The organism is Pseudoalteromonas sp. G5_S1_14_S5 (assembly GCF_054968605.1).
Map to the genome: position 1 here is coordinate 134144 of NZ_JBQKUM010000002.1, position 18049 is coordinate 152192.

An 18049-nucleotide genomic window follows, 5' to 3' on the forward strand; every position below is an offset into this window, starting at 1 on the left:
CAAAAAACGCAATATCGCATATCTTTCCCTCTCACAATAAGAGCGGTTTTAAGAGGCTTACGGAGATGCGCTTCCTTTAACGATTTGTAGTGAACGAGCCATTAAAATTCATACTCAACAGACGAAACACATAGATGACACCAATAAAAAATCCTTTGCTATTAAGCAAAGGCCAATTGAAATTGATGTGTCATATCGTTTAGGTACGCTGTGCAACTGAATCTCTAAGTACAAGACTACCAGTGGTGTCGATGGCATCTGCTTGTTCCGAACTTCCAACGATTCTTAGAATCGCTTTTTGCGTCATTTGCTCTAATGGAACGCTCACAGAGGTTAAGCTTGGTGTGAGGAACTCGCCCACTTTACTATTATCAAACCCAACGATTGAGATATCTTGAGGTAATGAATATCCCAGCTCAGTTAACGCCTTAATCGCACCAATCGCCATGTCATCGTTTTCAGAAAGAATTGCAGTGAAACTTGCTTTACTTGCCATTAAAGCTTGCGCGGCACGGTAGCCACTCTCCATCGTCCAGTCGCCTTGAGCAACGTTAGATTGGTTTAGCTCAATACCATGCTTCGTGAGCACATCTTGATAGGCTTGATAACGCTGTTCATCGGTCGACGAGCAAGCTTTACCACGAATCACCGCAATCTCTGTATGTCCCTGCTCTATGATGTGTTCAACCATCAAACAAGCACTTTGGTAATGATCGGTAGTGATCGCATGCTCAGGCTTCGAAGGCATTTCTCGGTTGAGCACCAAAATCGGTGTATCAGTGCTTTCGATGATCTGAGCAATCTCGCTTTCACTCAAGCATTGCGGATAAATAATGATGCCCGCGCACTTCATATCCAGTAGAAAGTTAATGGCTTTTCGCTCATCTTCAGCGCTGTGTTTACCATCGGTGATCACCAGTTGGTGGTTCGATTTTTCGCTATAGGAAGCCGCGTGATACATCAAAGATGAAAAGTAAGGGCCGTTGAAAAGCTCGTTGGTAATGACAAAGCCGATAAAGTTGGTCTTCTTGGTCGCCAATTGCTGAGCTAACAGGTTTGGTCGATAGCCCGTTTCTTGAATCGCATCAAAGACCTTCTTGGCAACGTCAGGCCTTACGATGTTCTTGCCGTTCAGCACGCGAGAGACCGTCGATTTCGAGACGCCAGCGCGATTCGCGACATCAAGCATTGTGACCATTCAATTACCCTTCTATAAAAAATTAGCCGACCTAAGCCAGCTAATTGTATTGCTTAATGAAACGGCAACGATCGCTGCCGTTTAATTGCAGGCATTCTAAATAGAGATACCGTTAGATGCAATCACGCCTTTGTACCACTCAAAAGACTTCTTGCGCTTACGCTCTAGTGTTCCTGATTGATCGTTGTGTTTGTCTACGTAAATGAATCCGTAGCGCTTTTTCATCTCACCAGTGGTGAACGATACCAAGTCGATACAGCCCCAAGGGGTGTAGCCCATCAAGTCAACGCCATCAATCGCTACGGCTTTTTTCATCTCTTTGATGTGATCGCCAAGGTAAGCGATACGATAGTCATCATTAATGCTGCCATCTTCTTCGATGGTATCAACCGCACCAAAACCATTCTCAACGATGAACAGTGGCACTTCATAGCGCTCATTAAGAGATGCTAAGCAGTAACGCAGGCCTGTTGGGTCAATCGGCCAGCCCCAATCGCTCGACTTGATGAACGGGTTCTCGACCGAATTTTCATGACCGCCGTCCATTGCTTCTTCAGTCGACTGATGCGAAGAAGAATCCAAGGTATTCGACATGTAGTAACTAAAGCCTAAGTAATCGGCTTTACCCTCTTTTAGGATCTGCTCATCTTCAGGCTGCATTTCGATATTAAAGCCTTTGATAGCCCAATCACGCTTGGCATAGCTAGGGTAGTGACCACGAACCATGACATCAGAGAAGAAATAACGATCACGCATCGCTTGCTGCGCCACCATAATGTCTTCTGGCTTTGAAGAACGAGGGTAGAAAGGCACCATCGCACACATTGCACCGATCTGCAGATCTGGGTTTATCTCATGACCTTTCTTAACTACCAATGCGCTCGCAACAAACTGATGGTGCACCGCTTGGTACATCGCTTCTTGTGGCTTTTTACATTGCGGAAACTTCACACCAGAGCACAACCATCCGAAGATATCTGCTGAGGTATTCATTTGGTTGTTGATCTCGTTAAACGTCATCCAGTATTTCACTTTGTGCTGGTAACGCTCCATCACCGTAGTTGAGTACTTAACAAAGAAGTCGACCACTTTGCGGTTCATCCAGCCACCGTATTCTTTCGCTAAATGGTAAGGCATTTCAAAGTGGCTCAGCGTCACTACTGGCTGGATATCGTATTTCAGAAGCTCATCAAACAGGTCATCGTAAAATTTTAAGCCCGCTTCACAAGGCTCAGCTTCATCGCCATTTGGAAAAATACGCGTCCACGCGATACTGGTGCGGAAACATTTAAAGCCCATCTCAGCAAATAACTTAATGTCTTCTTTGTAGCGATGATAGAAATCAACCGCCACTTGGTTTGGGTAGTTTTCACCATCGATTACACCATCGGTGATTCGACGTTGTACTCCATGAGCGCCTGCCGTTAACACATCGACCACGCTCACACCTTTACCATTCGCATCCCAGCCGCCTTCTAGCTGATGCGCCGCAACCGCACCACCCCATAAAAAATCGTTTGGAAATTCGTTGTTCATACCATCACTCGCTAGAAAATAGATAGGTTTAAGATAACAAACTTAAAAGCTGCAACTCTGAAACCCATTTCAAGATGCAATAAAGATACACATTGAAACCGGTTTCAACAACTGTTTTTGATTTTTTTTTGATCACCACGTGAATCTAAGGGGTAAGTGTTCACCAAGCCCTATTGACATAAAAAATGTGACCTTACGCAATTGATCCCACTTTGGCTATTGAGTGATCATTCTGAGAAGTAATTATGGTTTCATGACTAGAAAAAAGCACCTAAATACTAGAAGCACCACCTAAAGTCTCAGACTTGAATGAGGCTAAGGTGCTTATTAATGAGCTGTGAGAACAGCTCCGACATTATAAAAATAAACTAACCACTAGCTCCAAAAACTCTTCAAAATCGCCCTCATCAGACAGCCTTAAAGATCGCCATGAGCGAAAAAAGATGAAAGATCTGGTGGTCGCAATTCGAGAGGAGCTAAAGCAGGCCACACAGAGCATCAACGAAAACTCTCACTTCTAAAAGCAACGGATGTGGTTATCGATTGTTTTCCTGAAGCGTGCTCTTGTTGTGCTCAGTCTGATATCGATGTGCATGGTGGGCCGTACTACCGGCATCAAATCTTTAATATTCCGAAACCTACAGTCGGCATCACTAAATACCGATTATTTTCTGGTCAATGTCGCCACTGAAAAGAAGCAGTAACAGTCATTATTCTGGCTAACTGCTAACTGATTAGCTATTTATGCCCCAAACCGCATTTAACGAGGGGCATTGCTCATTCGTTTATCAATGGTGATCAAAATACTGATCATGTTGTGATTTAGCAGACTGATCTTGAGTTCCAGGGTAGAACTGTACGAGCTTCTGGTCGGCGAGAGTAAGATGAATCCAACCTTCTTTAACCCTTAACCAATTGGTGCCGTTTTTATCATAGACAATAGGAAAACGGCCCCAGCCAGAATCCGACACCTGCAGCTCTTGAAAACGTTCAATCGAGGTAAGCTGTTCGCTTTCAAAATTTGCATTCGAATAAACAGGTAAAGGCCTAATTGCATCGTTTGGTTTAAAAGTATAACAACTGACAGACGCAGAAATGCGGTCAAACCATTGATACGGTTGAGCTCCGGTTAGATCGTAAACCGTACAATCATTGAATTTGATAGCCCAGCTTTGATGATGTTTGAAGCCAAGGTAGCCAATCGGTTGAGATGGTTCGATTGTCGTCTCTGGTGCATCAACCTGCGCTAGTTCCGAAGATGCACATCCCGCCAAACTCAGACTAAAAACAAAAGCCAAAATACGCTTCATCATTCCTCCTCAAATACGTAAGTCATTCAATCAAGTCCTTACATTAAACGGTAAGTTCCAAGCGATTACCATTAGGATCGAGGACACAGCTCTCATAATAACCATCGCCCGTTCTTCTTGGACCGTCTAAACGTTCATAACCATCTTAGACGAAGCGGTGAGTCAGCTCATCGACGGCTTGTTCTGATCCCAATGAAATCGCCATATGAACAAAGCCAGTGAACTGATCATAGATGTCATCTTTTTTGGATTCAGGAACCGAGTCCATCTCCATCAGTTCCAAACGGCTACCGGTATTAAAAGATAAAAATTAAGAAGAAAAGCCTTTAGTTGGATTATGGTATTTCTGGTTAGACGTCGCACCAAAGTAATCTTCATAAAAACGTTTCAGTACTTCGAGTTGTTTGGTCTAAATCGCGATATGTTCAATCTTCATTTCTAACACCTAATGTGGATATTTAGCATTAGATTACTCCGCGAATAAGACGCAATAAAAAGAACAGAAAACGTCAAATACCTTCCTATTTATTTGGTGATATTTCACCCAGTCGCTGCGCAATATTGCCACATCAATTTGTGTAATAGATAGCTTTGCTCCATAGTCGGTGTTTTACACAATCGAGATTCAAACTGTGAGCTATTTTAAACTGATCATGCTAGCTGCTATATGGGGAGGCTCGTTCCTTTTCATGAGAATTGCAGCGAATCCTTTAGGCCCTGCGGTCCTAATTGAAGCGCGAGTTTTGTGCGCGGCAATCACCCTACTTTTGGTTTCTTTTTATCTAAAGAGAAAGCTCTCATTTAATGCTCACTCGAAACACTTTTTCATTCTTGGTTTATTTAACACCGCACTTCCTTTTTTGTGTTTCGCTTATGCAGCCCAAACTTTGAATGCTTCAACCCTTGCGATTTTGAACTCCACAGCACCGATATGGGCGGCGATCATAGGTGCGATATGGACCAAAACTGCACTTGAGAGCAAAGTTTTGCTTGGGCTAGGCATTGGTGTGACGGGCGTGACCGTGTTGGTTGGATGGGATGCGTTCAATATCGGACAAGAAGCCATTATTCCAATTTTTGCTGCCGTCATGGCCGCATTTAGCTACGGTATCGCGTCTAACTACACCAAAACAGCACCTAGGGTTGAAGCCTTCAATAACGCGCACGGCAGCATGTGGGCAGCGGTGTTAATCGTACTGCCATTTGTGTTTTTCATGCCTATGCGAGAAGCCCCCAATCTCACTATCACTACATCGGTCATCTTATTAGGTGCAGTATGTACCGGGTTAGCGTATCTGCTTTACTTTAATCTCATCAATGAGCTTGGTGCGCCTTCGGCACTTTCAGTCACCTTTCTAATTCCTGTATTTGGAGTCCTTTGGGGTAACTTATTCTTAGGTGAGGCCATCGGTATTAATACTGTGGTTGGCTCTGTCTTAGTTATCACAGGCACCATGCTGGTGACCGGTTTATCACCAACAAAGATGCTCAAAAGCGCACGCCAAAAGCGAAAACAAAAAGCGGAATAACCAGATATATAAACGGCCTCATTTTGAGGTCGTTTTTATTTAGTCTGCTGACTGAAGAAGCTTACTTAAACATTTCCAACTGCTGAACCACCGCTTGAGTCAGCTGTTCAGTATAAGGATTGATCTTCCAATGCTCTGGGCTCCAACCTTTTACGAAACGTTGGAAATCAGCCCACGCAACATAAAACAATGGTCGCCATGCGCGTTCGACGTCTTCAAATGAGAGCTGTGGTTGATAGTATGCAAGCGCCTCTTTCAAGCTCTGGAAGTAAGTACCTAACACCTCACTTTCATACTCTTGGCAATCTCGAGGCCTAATCGCGCTGCTCATGAACAAGGCGACGTCTTTCATCGCACACCCATGGCCAACGTATTGAAAATCGACTGCAGCCGCGTTTTCACTTTCCAGATCAAAACAGAAATTTGCGAGCTTAGCATCACCGTGCACTAAGGTTGGATATGGGCACTGTCTCAATAAACGGTCGATACGTTGCGCTTGTTGTTTCAAAGGTAAATCCGCCAAGGCACTTAGCTCATCAGGACGTGTGTCTAAATGCCAATAAGTACCGACTGGCCATAATGATGCTGACTGCTCTTGAGTGATATTGATGTGCTTTGCGTGAAAATTAGCCAGCCATTTTAAGCAAGCATAGCGCTGTTTAAACTCAACTGAGGCATAAGCATGATGCTGATCGCCTGAAGTTGGTTCATCAGTAGCGGCAAGTACATCAAACTGAGAAGTTAATGGGAAACCACTATCTGCTAAGTCTTGCATCACGATAAGCCATTCGTTGTCTGCTAATTCACATTGCAAACCCACGGGTACGGGGCAGCGCTCATCCCATTGCTGAGAGAACGATTGATACCAAGCCGTCTCTACTTGATAGGAATGCACTTTACGCTGATGAGACAACTTAGTGTTCCATCCTTTCGGGTGTTCAGTTTTATCGGGCAACGCGACATGTTTAACGATAACGCTGTTGAATCCAGCATCGCTACTATCTGTGAATACTAAGCGCACTAACTCGCCATAACCGCCCCACAAGCGCTGAATCACGTGAATATCGAACCCTTGATGGCAACCGAGTGACGTGGCTATTTTTTGATAAAGCTCAGAAGGTTGCTGAATGGAATTAACATAGGATTCGACAGGCTGTTTTGAAGGTATTGATTGAGACATATAACTTTTTTCTACGCCTTATCAGCTAAAAGATGTGACCATTGTGGCTGCCTATTCATGTGATGAACAACATAACTGCATACCGGGACCACTGTGTAACCCGCACGCTCAATTTCAGGGAGTATCGACTCCATCATCACCTTACCAAAACCCTTGCCTTGTAGTTCATCAGGGATTCGAGTGGAGGTGATATGCAGTACCTCGTCATCCTTTTTATACTTAACTACCGCAAACTGCTCTGGTTCTAACTCAACCGTGATCTGGTTCGCATCTTGATCCCATTTAACTGCCTGCATTCTCAACTCCTGCAAATAATGGATACGACAAACAATTAAAGTTTGAAGTATGAATTCCTTGTAATAGACTAACGCAAGTGCATTTACATAAAACTAAGCACTTATAAACAAAGAAATATTATTATAGCGTGTGGTTATAAATAAATTTCAAACTAATTAAAAGCACTCTATAAATTTCATCAGTACGCCTATTAAATCTAGCACGTAACAACCCCTTGTTAGCAAGTTATCAATATCTAACAGACGCATGTTGGCACATGGAGAACCTATAATGAACGCACCACTGAAGAAGCCTTTGGAGCATAATCAGGCACTGCAGGATCCTCGAAATCGAACCGGAATCACCATTAATAGTACTGATGCTTTGTCTATGATTGAGCATGGCAGTGAGCTGACTTTAAATGTCTCTACACCTGTTGGCACCAAGTTTATCGCTACAACTAAATTTATTGGCACTCACAGTGATAACTGTATCCTGATTGAGGTACCGGAAGTCTCCAGTGATGACCTACGCTTTTTCTTTCAGGAAGGCTTTTGGATGACGGCTCGTGCCTACTCTTTGCGAGGCGAAGGCGCTCTGATCCATTTTAGATCACAGATTCACCACACCATTGGCGAACCCTTTCCGATCATAGTGCTTTCCACACCAAGTACCATGCAATTGACGCAACTGCGTAAAGAAACGCGCTATGAAGTAAACCTAAGCTCTCGAGTGATCTTTGATGACCTACGCATGAACTGCGAGATTAGAGATCTCTCGAAGAGTGGATGTCGCTTTGTCACATCACCAACCTCTCGTCCAATTCAGGTTGCCGACCGAGTCTCGCTCGAAATTACACCAGAGAACTACAACGGTCCTTTGATTCCACTACTAAGAGGGATTGTGTGTAATCTGCAAAGATCAACGCACTACGCACGTTATGGTGTCGAGTTTGATGATATCGGTAGGGCTAATGCCAAGAACCTGCTCAGTAAGCTGAAGTTCGACGGCACTAAACTTCGTTTGCGTAACGCTTAAGCTCTAGAGATTGTAAGAACCAAAAAAAAACAGCCATCGATAATATCGATGGCTGTTTCGTTTATGGTTAACAGTTATTCAGCTAATTTACTTAAAGCGTTAAGCTATTTACGCAGTGCGTTGAGTTTAGCCTGAGCGATACCAAAGATAGTATCGATAGGGTAACTGCCCTCATCGCTCGCTTCACCTGCCGGTTTGCCGGTGAACAGCTCAATCGCCTCTGTCACATGATCAATCGCCCAGATATTGAACTCGCCCTTTTCCACCGCTTTCACGATGTCACTGCGCAACATCAGATTATGAACATTAGAGCGCGGTATGATAACCCCTTGCTCATTAGAACGACCTTTGATTTCACATACATCAAAGAAGCCTTCGATCTTCTCGTTCACGCCACCAATTGGCTGAGACTCACCGAATTGGTTCATCGAGCCAGTAATCGCGATGTCTTGACGGTTTGGCTGCTTAGAGAATGCAGATACAACGGCACAGAACTCCGCCATACTCGCACTATCACCATCCACACCACCATAAGACTGCTCGAAAGTGATGTTAGTCGTAAGCGGGACTTTAGCCGTCTTACCAAACACAGAAGAAAGATATGCCGACAAGATCATCACGCCTTTCGAGTGAATGCTACCACCCAGGTCAACGTTTCTTTCGATATCAATCACTTCACCATCACCATAAGCGGTAGTCGCCGTGATTCGGTTTGGCGCACCAAACATGTGATCCGTTGTGCTCAATACCGAGAGTGCATTGACCTGTCCAACTGCTTCTCCATCCACATGAATCAACGTTGTGCCGTTAGTGAAGGTCTCCATTACGCTGTCTTGCAGTCGTCCAACACGCATCTGTTGATTCGATAACGCTTGGTCGACGTGCGATGCACGAATCAGATTCGATTTCGAACCTCTCGCCACGTAGTTCGATTCACGAAGCAGATTAGCAATATGTGCTGAGTGCAGGGACAACTTACCTTGGTCCCCCGCCTGACGAGAACTGTGTTCAATGATGCGAGCAATCGCCTTGCGGTCACAGTGGAGCATATTGTTGTCATGGACGATGCTCGAAATGAAGCGCGCATAATGCATTTCAGAATCAGCAGTACGCTTCATCTCATCTTCAAAGTCAGCCGTCACACGGAACAGCTCACCAAATTCTGCATCGTAATGTTGCAGCAGTTGGTATGTGCGGTAATCCCCAAACAAGATGATCTTAACGTCCAGAGGAATAGGTTCTGGGTCAAGCGATACCGCTCCCGTTAGCGTCACCTCCTTCTCTAAAGACGTGAAGCTCAATTGACGAGAACGCAGCGCACGTTTCAGACCTTCCCATACGTAAGGTTGTTCTAGCACTTTTACTGCGTCCATTAGTAGTACGCCACCATTCGCTCGATGTAAGCTACCTGCGCGAATCAATGAGAAATCAGTAAATACGGTGCCTTTAAACGTTGCCGTTTCTACATAACCAAACAGAGAGTGATAATTCGGATTCTCCTCGACTACTATAGGTAGAGTGTCTTCCTTCTGGCTCACAATCACGTTCACTTTGTAACGACGCGGCATTTTCTTATCCAAAGAAGCCGTCGCGACTTCAGCCTGCTCAGTACTTTCTTCTAAGAAAATATCAGCGTTATCGACGATGTCTTTACGCAGTGCGGTTAGGTACTTTTTAATGTCTGGATATTGGCTGTAATCCTTCTTCAGTTGCTTGATGAAATGCGTAATCACATCTCGTGCCGTATCATCATTAAGCTTTTGAATCTTTTCAGTATATGTCTCTTCAAGCTCCGTCAGTTCACGAGAAATGGTTCGCAGCCCAACTTCCAGCGCATCAATGGTTTTATCAAACTGATCTTGCTCTTCCGGTGACAGCAGAGCAAAGCTCTCTTCGGTATGAAGCTCATCGCCGTTCATTGCCACAAACTGGTAATCACCTTGAGTGGTGATCGTCAGATTCACGCCGTTCTTTTTCGCTTCTTGGCTGATCGTCTCTAGCGCAGCTTGTTGCTTGGCTGCTAGCTGATTCTTTAATCGATCAGCACGGCTGAAATACATCTCATTATCGAACGCGAGTGGCATAGCTTTAATGAGCTTACGCATCAGCTTTTCAATATCTTGCTTTAAGCTGCTGCCCACGCCACGCGGAAGTTTCAATACTTTAGGTGTGCGAATATCTTCAAAATTCGCGATGTAACACCAGTCAAAAAGCTCCTCAACTTCATTAGGGTTTCGGTTGAGATAGCGCAGGATCATGGTGCGCTTACCCAGACCATTGCGTCCTATCGCATAAATGTTGTAACCCTTTTCCTTAATTGACATCGCGAACTCAACGGCTTTTTGCGCACGTTCTTGCCCGACGATTTCGTCAATTGGAGCCAGTTCTTTGGTCGACTTGCATGGTAGCTTTTCGAGTTCTGCTACCTGATACAGTTGTTCTGTATTGAGTCTTTGAATCGCCATCGCCGCCTCCTTAGTCCTCTATTCCTTGGGTGTAGATAAGTTCAGTGTAGATGTAATTGCCTATAAATTTAGTGACTTACGCTACACCGCTGGTCAACCGAACAAATAACGCACAATTTAACGCAATTTTATGAATAACAAGCTATTCAATTCATCAGACCTAACATATGAATGATTTAAATTTGCAATTGATAATAAATATCATTAACATTTTAAATATTATAAATCGAGGATGTGGATATGGAAATTGAACGATGCTGGATGCACTACCTAAAAGCTGAACAGTTAATGGAACAAGGTCACTGGCCAGAAGCGCAGCGCCTTTATGGTGATGTTCTCAATTCTCTTCCTCACCACATTCAAGATGCGGCATACCAAAGCGATATCAAGCCTTGCCAATTTGCCTGCCTACTTGCGGGACTCAGAGATGCAAGCGTGGCTCAATCTGAGATTCTCAACCGCCTAGGTCAACACAAGCAAGCCTTTGATACATTGAATCAGTCTTATGCGTTAATGCAATTTATCTCTCTTGAGAGCACAGAGCTGATTCAACGCACCCACGGGTTACTGGAAAAGCAGAGTGAAGATCTACTCAATCACCTGATAGCTTTTTGCAGTGCTCAACGCAGCTCGCATTGGATGCTAGAGCTAGAACAAATTCAACGTGCTCATCACCATTTTGGGCAACTTAAAACAACGTCAGAAGTTCAACCTTCACCAAACGTCTTAAATTGATAAGGATATATCATGTCGGACCGGGCTCTTCTTAATGTCAATAACCTCTCCGTTAGCTTCAAAACCAACGATGGAATCGTTGATGCGGTGAAAAAGGTTAACTTTACTCTTAAATCCAGCGAAACCTTGGCCATTGTTGGCGAATCAGGTTCTGGTAAGTCTGTCTCTTCTAACGCACTGATGCGTCTACTTCCAGACAACGCCATTATTGATCCGCAGTCTCAAATTGAGTTTGAAGGCGAATCTGTTCTCGAAAAATCAGAGCGTGAAATGCAGTCAATTCGTGGCGACAGAATCGGCATGATCTTTCAAGAGCCGATGACATCTTTGAATCCATACCTGCGCGTCGGGATTCAAGTGGCAGAAGCCATTATGTGTCACCGTAAAGTATCAAAGTCTCAAGCTAAACAGCGTGTGATAGAGCTGTTTAATCTTGTGCACTTGCCAATGCCAGAAAAGTCATACACCAAGTACCCTCACGAATTTTCGGGTGGTCAACTGCAACGCATCATGATTGCAATGGCACTGATTAATGAACCGGATATTCTGATTGCGGACGAACCGACGACAGCACTCGATGTAACGGTTCAAGCTGAAGTACTTTCTCTTATCAAAGAGATCCAAGGCAAGATGGGAATGGCAATTTTGTTCATCACACATGACTTAGGTGTAGTGAAACACTTCGCCGATCGTGTGATAGTGATGTGTAAAGGTGAACTGGTAGAAGAAGGGATGACTCAATCTCTATTCGATAGCCCTAAACATGACTACACACGAATGCTCATTAACTCGATACCTAAAGGAGCGAAAGATCCGGTAAGCGCCGCAGCTCCAGAGCTTCTGTCTGCTGAAGATATTCGCGTTAAGTTCTTGGTGAAACCGAACTTTATCAAATCAAAAAATCAGTACTTTGAAGCGGTGAAAGGCATCTCGTTGAACCTAAAACAAGGTGAAACCCTCGGCATTGTAGGCGAGTCTGGTTCTGGCAAGTCAACCCTTGGACGCGCGTTAATCGGCTTATTGCCAAGCTCAGGTCGCATTGTTTATAAAGGGCAGGACATCAGCTTACTCAACGAAAAACAGCGCCATAGCCTGAAAAAAGATGTTCAAATGGTGTTCCAAGACCCTTATGGTTCCTTGTCACCACGTATGACGGTTGGCGAAATCATCACTGAAGGCTTAACGGTGCATCAACCTCATTTGTCAAAACAAGAACGTTTAGAAAGAGCTCGTAAAGCACTGATTGAGGTTCGTTTGGAGCCAAGCTCAATTAACCGCTATCCGCATGAGTTTTCTGGCGGACAAAGACAACGTATTGCGATTGCCCGTGCACTGATTCTTGAGCCATCTTTCATTTTGTTGGATGAACCGACTTCAGCACTCGATCGCTCAGTGCAGCTAACCGTGATTGACCTGCTCAAAGACATCCAAACTAAGCACAATATTGGCTTCCTATTCATCAGCCATGACCTTTCGGTCGTGAAGGCACTTTCAGATCGTGTACTTGTGATGCAGAAGGGTGAAGTAATGGAAGAAGGCTCAGCTGAAGAGATTTTTAATGCGCCGAAAAACGACTACACCAAGAAACTCATCGCAGCGTCATTCGATTTAGAAAATAATTCGGAAAAAAATGCCGCTTAAAGGGAACTAATCGAGATTAACAGCGTCTTACAGGTACATTCTGAATAAATTCCTAATGAGTTTCGTTTTAGAATGGATATAGCAAAACTGGTTTGGCCGCCAAAAGAGAAATGTCGCATGGATGCGACATTTTTCGTTTCTAAAGGGAAATAATGTGCCTTTAAATGTCACTCCCTATGATTCAATCACTTCACAACTAACGATACAAAGACTTAGTCGATTCTCTAACAAGCAAATCAATCGGTTGTAGTCGTGCTTTATGTCTTTCACCTGAAAGTAAATTCAAAATAGACTGAGCAAACACCTCTCCAATCTCTTCAATTGGCTGCCTTAAGGTAGTTAATGCTGGCGTGAAATATTTCGACGTAGATAAGTCATCAAAGCCAATTACCGACACATCTTCTGGCACTTTGTAGCCTTGCTCATGAGGCGCTTTAATCGCCCCATTAGCCGTTTGATCATTGCCGGCAAACAGAGTAGAAAAATGAATCTTCGACTCGATTAATTCCACGGTTTTCTCATAGCCAGTTTCACTACTGAAATCCCCTTACTTGACGAGCTTTGGCATCACCTTAATGCCCGCTTCTTGAAGCGCTTTCTTATAGCCTTCAAAACGATTACCTGCGTCTGGTTGGCTTGAAAGCCCTTTGATATGAGCAATATTCACATGCCCCTGTTGGAGTAAGTGAAGGGTTGCCATGTAACCACCCAACACATTATCAATGTTAATTAAGCGAACATTATCTGCAACCATGTCATAGCCCACCGTAACCACCGGAATGTCTTGCGCATACTTCGAGATGTCTTCTTTGGTAATGCTGCCTGTCACGATACTCATACCATCGACATTACTCTTAGCTAGATACTCCAAAGCATGTATTTCGAGCTTTTTTGCCAATGCCCGGTAGCTATCACCAACGAATAGCTTTGGGCTATCAGTTACAAACGGCTAAAGAACACAATCTGCGCGAGATTGGACAACAATGTATAGCGATTAAATCGGCAAACGCAGAGATAACTCAAGCTGAGATTGCGAAGCAAGTTGGGCTTAGCCAGGCAGGTGTCAGTAAAGCGATGAAAGCTGCCAGCATCGCCGAGAAGCAGGTTAAGCTATTTCCAGTTGTAAATGCCCTTTCACATTCAGACTATGCCTTTTTAGATAAGGTGATGAGGACCTGTGAAGACAAAAAGCAGATTGCTAGCTTCTTAAAGAAAATTGAGCAAAGCCTTGTCAATATTCAGGCCGTAATTTCTCTTATGAGTTTGGGCACTTATCGAAAGAGATGCAAAATAAGTTAGATGAAGCGATCGCTAAGGTGTTAGAAGAGAAATAATCTCTGTAGTATCGCTGGTCAGTTGGATAGCCGAGTCCCCTATCCAACTAATCTTAGGAATTTTGGGACACATCAACCATATCACCTTGCAACAGTCTGACACATTGCAAACTCCAATCTCGCCTTCAAGGCTAGTTGCTTTTCTTCTTTTGTTTGAATTCCTAAGAATTTTCTTATCAGTGTCATGGTATCTCTTTGCCGCTTATATGTTTTTTTGTAAGACAATGCAATTAACGAGCCACAACAATAACCAATACTAATGAACTTGATGAAGTTGATAAGAATCTGTGATTTATAACCATCATCGGTAGTGCGATCAACTAACCAAGTCAAAAATGACAAATGTACAATTATTAGTCAGTGATTTTGCTCATTTAGAGAAATGCGGATAAGTTTCTGTACTGCTAAACATATAACGACACTACTTGATGGGGTAACGTCCGTGAACGGAAATGGACATTTCCTTTCATCTTGCTAAAGACGTCTTTGGGGTTCTTTTTGCAAAGTAATACAATTATTAAGCATGATGTAAGTAAGCTCTCTTCTTCTAAGATAAATAACGAGATAGGTCGTCTGTTTCAAATTGACATTTGCAAGCTGCAACTGTATTTATATACAGTCATTAAAACTGTTCATAATACATAATAGGAGCGTCTTTAATGGTAAGTCTTAGTTTAGAGAGGGGTATCAAAGAACTTGTCTTAGGTTTTATCAAGGAAGGATGTCCGTCCGTCAGGAATCAGTCTATTTCTGAGCGGCGACAAGGCTACTTGGACAGTGTCTCTCTTGCAGGGGAAAGCGAACCTGTCCATCGAGTAAGAGAGGTAGAGATTGATGGTTCAACGCTACGCATTTATAAACCATCTACTGAAGAGAAACTTCCAGTAGCGATATATTTTCATGGTGGTTGTTTTGTTAGTGGTGGGTTCGATACCCATGATCAACAACTTAGAAAACTGGCTAATGTTTCTGGTGCAATTGTCATAGCAGTAAAGTACCGATTAGCACCTGAGTATGCTTATCCAGCAGCACACGATGACGCATATAACTCAACTTTGATGATACGTAACCACTGTGCTGAATGGGGCGGTGACCCACATAATATAAGTCTTTTTGGAGATAGCGCAGGAGGTCACTTATGTCTCGTCACATCTTTACGATTAAAAGAACACTCTGACTGGCAACCTACAAAGCAAATTCTTATTTATCCTATGTTAGACGCGACTGCTTCGAGTCAAAGCTATGAAGATAATGGTAAGCACTACATCATTACCAAAGATACCTTGGTAACGGGATATGATATGTACTTAAACGAAGTATCACGGGAGCATCCTGAAGCAAGTCCTCTATATCGAACGGATTTAGCGGGTCTCCCAGAAACTCATATTCTTACAGCGGAATTCGATCCTTTAGTTGATGAAGGTGAACTTCTATATCGCAAGTTGCTGGATGCAGGAGTTGAAGCCCAGTGCAGAAGGTATTTAGGCGTAACTCACGGTTTTTTTCAGCTCTCAGGCATAAGCCATGCGGCTAAAGAGTCCATTAACCAAGTCGCTACTATTATCCAAAATAAAAAATAAGCACTACGTCAAGCTTTACTAAATTTCCTCGCTAAAAGGTTGGCTCACTTGACAGAAATCGTTCAGCACAAGATTTTAGAGTATAGATATTCAAATTAGAACGTCTTCAGTTTCATTGTAATGGGACAAAGACGTGTTTGTCGAGATCGGCGTCAGCACGTCTTTAGACACAAAGAGAGTTAGGATCGAAGATCTAAATCGTTTCGTGAACATTAGAAAGAGTATCTTGAGTCTTAAACGTTTGTTATACGTTTCCTTCCAACATGCAGCTGTCATACCAGATACCTTCGTAGCCATTGTTATCTATAAGGAAGCGCCCAATTTACTCACGATGAACTGCGCTCTTTCTTTAACTGATGTCTTTGGAACTTCAATTAAGTCATAGCCAAACTTTGTATAAGCACTAATCATTTCATGATATGTCGCAACCGCTTCATTAAAATCTTGCTTCCGTTCAGTATCATTTTCATAGATTTCTTCCCAAGGAGGAAAGAGGAAAACTATGCGGCAATAATCTAATTCATCACATTTGGCAAACAGAAGTTCCGAAACAGGTATGTGCTCAAGCATACTATACCCATACGAGTCGACAATGCTTCGGTCGTAAAACGTAATTTCAGTATCACCAAAGTTCCTGTAATTGTTGATTTCTTCAAGAACCATTTCATCTCGGAATGCTTTTTTATCCAACCAAGGTAATGCACTACCTTGCGACTTTACTTGGGCTTGAATAACTTTACGCCCAACTTCTGGTGCACTTTGATAACCCATCTGACATAACAGATCGATAACTGAGGTCTTACCTGAGCCAGGTCCACCTGTAAAAATAACTCTGTTGTTCAAATTTAACTCCTTGGATTCAAGTACGAAGTGCGACATCTCTGAACATAAAAACAATGAGATGCGATAATCATGAAGTTTGCTCCCGCCAAGAAGTAAAAAACATGAGATACACGCACCTCACTGAGAACGAAAGGTATATGATTTCTGCACTCAGAAAGCAAGGAATTAGTACCGCTATAATAGCTAGACAACTGGGTCGTCTCAAAGCTACTATCTATCGAGAAATTGAACGCAATTCCCGATACAACAGACACTTTAAAAGGTACTCCTATCAGGCGTGGAGAGCCCAACAAATGGCTCGCAACCGGCTGAGTCGCTCGCGCAGAAATAAGCGCTACAGCGAAATCGACATCAGGTTACCTGAAGCCTTGCTACGACTGAATTGGAGTCCTGACCAAATCGTCGGATACCTGAGGGTAAAAGGCTATCCAACAATGAGCCACGAGCTCATTTATCAGTACGTTTGGAACGACAAAACTCTCGGTGGAACACTATGGAATCACCTACGCCAATCCACTAAGAAAAGGCGGAAAAGGTATAACTCAAAAGACAGCCGTGGACGGCTAGCTGCAAAGCGTCATAATACCGAAAGACCAGCAAATGCTGAGCATAGAAAAGAGCCTAGTCATTGGGAAATTGATACCGTCGTTGGCCGCGGAACCAAGCACTGTATCGTGACTTTAGTCGACAGAATGACAGGCTACACTTTTATTGGGCAAATGGACGACAGAACAAGCGAGTCGCTCAACGTAAGAATGAGCAAAATCATGACCCGCTCTGACTTACCTTTCAAGAGGATAACTGCGAATAACGGCATTGAGTTTCATGGTCATGCACAACTAGAAAAACATCATAACTGTCTGTTTTAATTTGTAAATCCATACCACTCATGGGAGCGAGGGACTAATGAAAACACCAATAACTTGATACGACAATACTTACCAAAACGAACTTCTATGTCACACGTGACACAGAAGCTCTTCAATGAAATTGTACACAAATTAAACACGCGCTCACGCAAAAGGCTTGGGTGTAGAACACCAACGGAGTATATTCATGCGCATCTGTAAAAAGTGTCGCACTTCAAACTTGATACTAAGCAATGAAAGCGTTGAAAAATTGGTCGCTGTTCACACTGATAAATTAGGTCAAGAAACATGAAATTTTTAGAAAATTAATACCGAAAAGTATTAATTTAATATCAGAAACTTAGAATATAAAGTGCGTAAAATATCAGCTTAAAATCACTTTCATTTCATCAATAATGGCAGGCTCTATCACGGAAAACAGTGTATAAAAATGAGGGAAATACGGTGTTGTTTTGACTGGTTTTCATATATGAGAAACCTCAAAATCTATCAGAAATTTTGAGGCTTCTTAGTTA

The 18049-nt window shown here is 43.2% G+C and carries 14 protein-coding genes and 4 pseudogenes; 9 read left to right on the forward strand and 9 right to left on the reverse strand.

From position 1 onward, the window contains the following. Window positions 1–199: 199 nt before the first annotated feature. A complete protein-coding gene (locus ACTRWI_RS01240; protein WP_499128715.1) occupies window positions 200–1198 on the reverse strand; it encodes a LacI family DNA-binding transcriptional regulator in 999 nt (332 codons plus the stop codon). Window positions 1199–1294: 96 nt separating this feature from the next. Continuing rightward, a complete protein-coding gene (locus tag ACTRWI_RS01245; protein ID WP_499128716.1) occupies window positions 1295–2734 on the reverse strand; it encodes a 6-phospho-beta-glucosidase in 1440 nt (479 codons plus the stop codon). A 353-nt stretch (window positions 2735–3087) separates the two neighbouring features. Here ACTRWI_RS01245 and ACTRWI_RS01250 point away from each other — a divergent pair. Then, a pseudogene (locus ACTRWI_RS01250) lies at window positions 3088–3255 on the forward strand (DUF6444 domain-containing protein); the annotation flags it as partial. Window positions 3256–3522: 267 nt separating this feature from the next. Here the strand turns inward: ACTRWI_RS01250 and ACTRWI_RS01255 are convergent. Together ACTRWI_RS01255 and ACTRWI_RS01260 are read right to left on the reverse strand one after the other, a co-directional pair. Continuing rightward, the gene (locus ACTRWI_RS01255) at window positions 3523–4047 is read right to left on the reverse strand and encodes a hypothetical protein (protein WP_499128718.1); all 525 of its coding nucleotides are present in this window, start codon (window positions 4045–4047) and stop codon (window positions 3523–3525) included. Window positions 4048–4189: 142 nt separating this feature from the next. Continuing rightward, entirely contained in the window at window positions 4190–4327 is a 138-nt protein-coding gene (locus tag ACTRWI_RS01260) for a hypothetical protein (RefSeq protein WP_499128719.1), read from the reverse strand. A 340-nt stretch (window positions 4328–4667) separates the two neighbouring features. On the opposite strand from ACTRWI_RS01260, the gene ACTRWI_RS01265 reads away from it, so the two are divergent. Beyond that, window positions 4668–5573 (forward strand): DMT family transporter, encoded by a 906-nt coding sequence (locus tag ACTRWI_RS01265; RefSeq protein WP_499128739.1) that lies wholly within the window; start codon window positions 4668–4670, stop codon window positions 5571–5573. A 61-nt stretch (window positions 5574–5634) separates the two neighbouring features. On the opposite strand, the gene ACTRWI_RS01270 is transcribed toward ACTRWI_RS01265, so the two are convergent. Both ACTRWI_RS01270 and ACTRWI_RS01275 read right to left on the reverse strand, forming a co-directional pair. Then, entirely contained in the window at window positions 5635–6753 is a 1119-nt protein-coding gene (locus ACTRWI_RS01270; RefSeq protein WP_499128721.1) for a phosphotransferase, read from the reverse strand. An 11-nt stretch (window positions 6754–6764) separates the two neighbouring features. After that, window positions 6765–7049 carry a GNAT family N-acetyltransferase gene (locus tag ACTRWI_RS01275; protein WP_499128722.1) on the reverse strand — a complete coding sequence of 95 codons (285 nt, stop codon included), beginning with the start codon at window positions 7047–7049 and terminating at the stop codon, window positions 6765–6767. Between the two features lie 271 nt (window positions 7050–7320). On the opposite strand from ACTRWI_RS01275, the gene ACTRWI_RS01280 reads away from it, so the two are divergent. Then, the gene (locus tag ACTRWI_RS01280; RefSeq protein WP_499128724.1) at window positions 7321–8067 is read left to right on the forward strand and encodes a PilZ domain-containing protein; all 747 of its coding nucleotides are present in this window, start codon (window positions 7321–7323) and stop codon (window positions 8065–8067) included. A 104-nt stretch (window positions 8068–8171) separates the two neighbouring features. Here the strand turns inward: ACTRWI_RS01280 and ACTRWI_RS01285 are convergent, their stop codons facing one another. Next, window positions 8172–10532, reverse strand: a complete 2361-nt coding sequence (locus tag ACTRWI_RS01285) for a Lon protease family protein (protein ID WP_499128726.1) — start codon at window positions 10530–10532, stop codon at window positions 8172–8174. A gap of 240 nt (window positions 10533–10772) precedes the next feature. Between ACTRWI_RS01285 and ACTRWI_RS01290 the strand changes: the two genes are divergently transcribed. Both ACTRWI_RS01290 and ACTRWI_RS01295 read left to right on the forward strand, forming a co-directional pair. Next, a complete protein-coding gene (locus ACTRWI_RS01290; RefSeq protein ID WP_499128728.1) occupies window positions 10773–11267 on the forward strand; it encodes a hypothetical protein in 495 nt (164 codons plus the stop codon). A 12-nt stretch (window positions 11268–11279) separates the two neighbouring features. Beyond that, a complete protein-coding gene (locus tag ACTRWI_RS01295) occupies window positions 11280–12908 on the forward strand; it encodes an ABC transporter ATP-binding protein (protein WP_499128730.1) in 1629 nt (542 codons plus the stop codon). 196 nt (window positions 12909–13104) lie between these two features. On the opposite strand, the pseudogene ACTRWI_RS01300 reads toward ACTRWI_RS01295, so the two are convergent. Beyond that, a pseudogene (locus ACTRWI_RS01300) lies at window positions 13105–13806 on the reverse strand (substrate-binding domain-containing protein). Here ACTRWI_RS01300 and ACTRWI_RS01305 point away from each other — a divergent pair. The 3 genes and pseudogenes from ACTRWI_RS01305 (at window position 13806) to ACTRWI_RS01315 (ending at window position 15822) form a co-directional block, all read left to right on the forward strand. Beyond that, complete coding sequence (locus ACTRWI_RS01305) at window positions 13806–14207, forward strand: winged helix-turn-helix transcriptional regulator (RefSeq protein ID WP_499128741.1); 402 nt, start codon at window positions 13806–13808, stop codon at window positions 14205–14207. The pseudogene ACTRWI_RS01300 and the gene ACTRWI_RS01305 overlap by 1 nt on opposite strands. Next, a pseudogene (locus ACTRWI_RS01310) lies at window positions 14186–14242 on the forward strand (hypothetical protein); the annotation flags it as partial. The gene ACTRWI_RS01305 and the pseudogene ACTRWI_RS01310, both read left to right, overlap by 22 nt. Window positions 14243–14901: 659 nt before the next feature. Beyond that, complete coding sequence (locus ACTRWI_RS01315; RefSeq protein WP_499128732.1) at window positions 14902–15822, forward strand: alpha/beta hydrolase; 921 nt, start codon at window positions 14902–14904, stop codon at window positions 15820–15822. A gap of 303 nt (window positions 15823–16125) precedes the next feature. Here ACTRWI_RS01315 and ACTRWI_RS01320 read toward each other — a convergent pair whose 3' ends face one another. Beyond that, window positions 16126–16665 carry an AAA family ATPase gene (locus ACTRWI_RS01320; RefSeq protein WP_499128734.1) on the reverse strand — a complete coding sequence of 180 codons (540 nt, stop codon included), beginning with the start codon at window positions 16663–16665 and terminating at the stop codon, window positions 16126–16128. A gap of 101 nt (window positions 16666–16766) precedes the next feature. Here ACTRWI_RS01320 and ACTRWI_RS01325 point away from each other — a divergent pair. Next, window positions 16767–17735 (forward strand): annotated as a pseudogene (locus ACTRWI_RS01325) (IS30 family transposase). The last annotated feature ends 314 nt before the right edge of the window (window positions 17736–18049 follow it).

Coding starts and splice junctions, on each gene's coding strand:
- ACTRWI_RS01290 (WP_499128728.1), top strand. CDS start 10,773: ATGGAAATTGAACGATGCTGGATGCACTACCTAAAAGCTGAACAGTTA.
- ACTRWI_RS01295 (WP_499128730.1), top strand. CDS start 11,280: ATGTCGGACCGGGCTCTTCTTAATGTCAATAACCTCTCCGTTAGCTTC.
- ACTRWI_RS01305 (WP_499128741.1), top strand. CDS start 13,806: ATGCCCGGTAGCTATCACCAACGAATAGCTTTGGGCTATCAGTTACAA.
- ACTRWI_RS01280 (WP_499128724.1), top strand. CDS start 7,321: ATGAACGCACCACTGAAGAAGCCTTTGGAGCATAATCAGGCACTGCAG.
- ACTRWI_RS01275 (WP_499128722.1), bottom strand. CDS start 7,049: ATGCAGGCAGTTAAATGGGATCAAGATGCGAACCAGATCACGGTTGAG.
- ACTRWI_RS01240 (WP_499128715.1), bottom strand. CDS start 1,198: ATGGTCACAATGCTTGATGTCGCGAATCGCGCTGGCGTCTCGAAATCG.
- ACTRWI_RS01255 (WP_499128718.1), bottom strand. CDS start 4,047: ATGATGAAGCGTATTTTGGCTTTTGTTTTTAGTCTGAGTTTGGCGGGA.
- ACTRWI_RS01270 (WP_499128721.1), bottom strand. CDS start 6,753: ATGTCTCAATCAATACCTTCAAAACAGCCTGTCGAATCCTATGTTAAT.
- ACTRWI_RS01245 (WP_499128716.1), bottom strand. CDS start 2,734: ATGAACAACGAATTTCCAAACGATTTTTTATGGGGTGGTGCGGTTGCG.
- ACTRWI_RS01315 (WP_499128732.1), top strand. CDS start 14,902: ATGGTAAGTCTTAGTTTAGAGAGGGGTATCAAAGAACTTGTCTTAGGT.
- ACTRWI_RS01285 (WP_499128726.1), bottom strand. CDS start 10,532: ATGGCGATTCAAAGACTCAATACAGAACAACTGTATCAGGTAGCAGAA.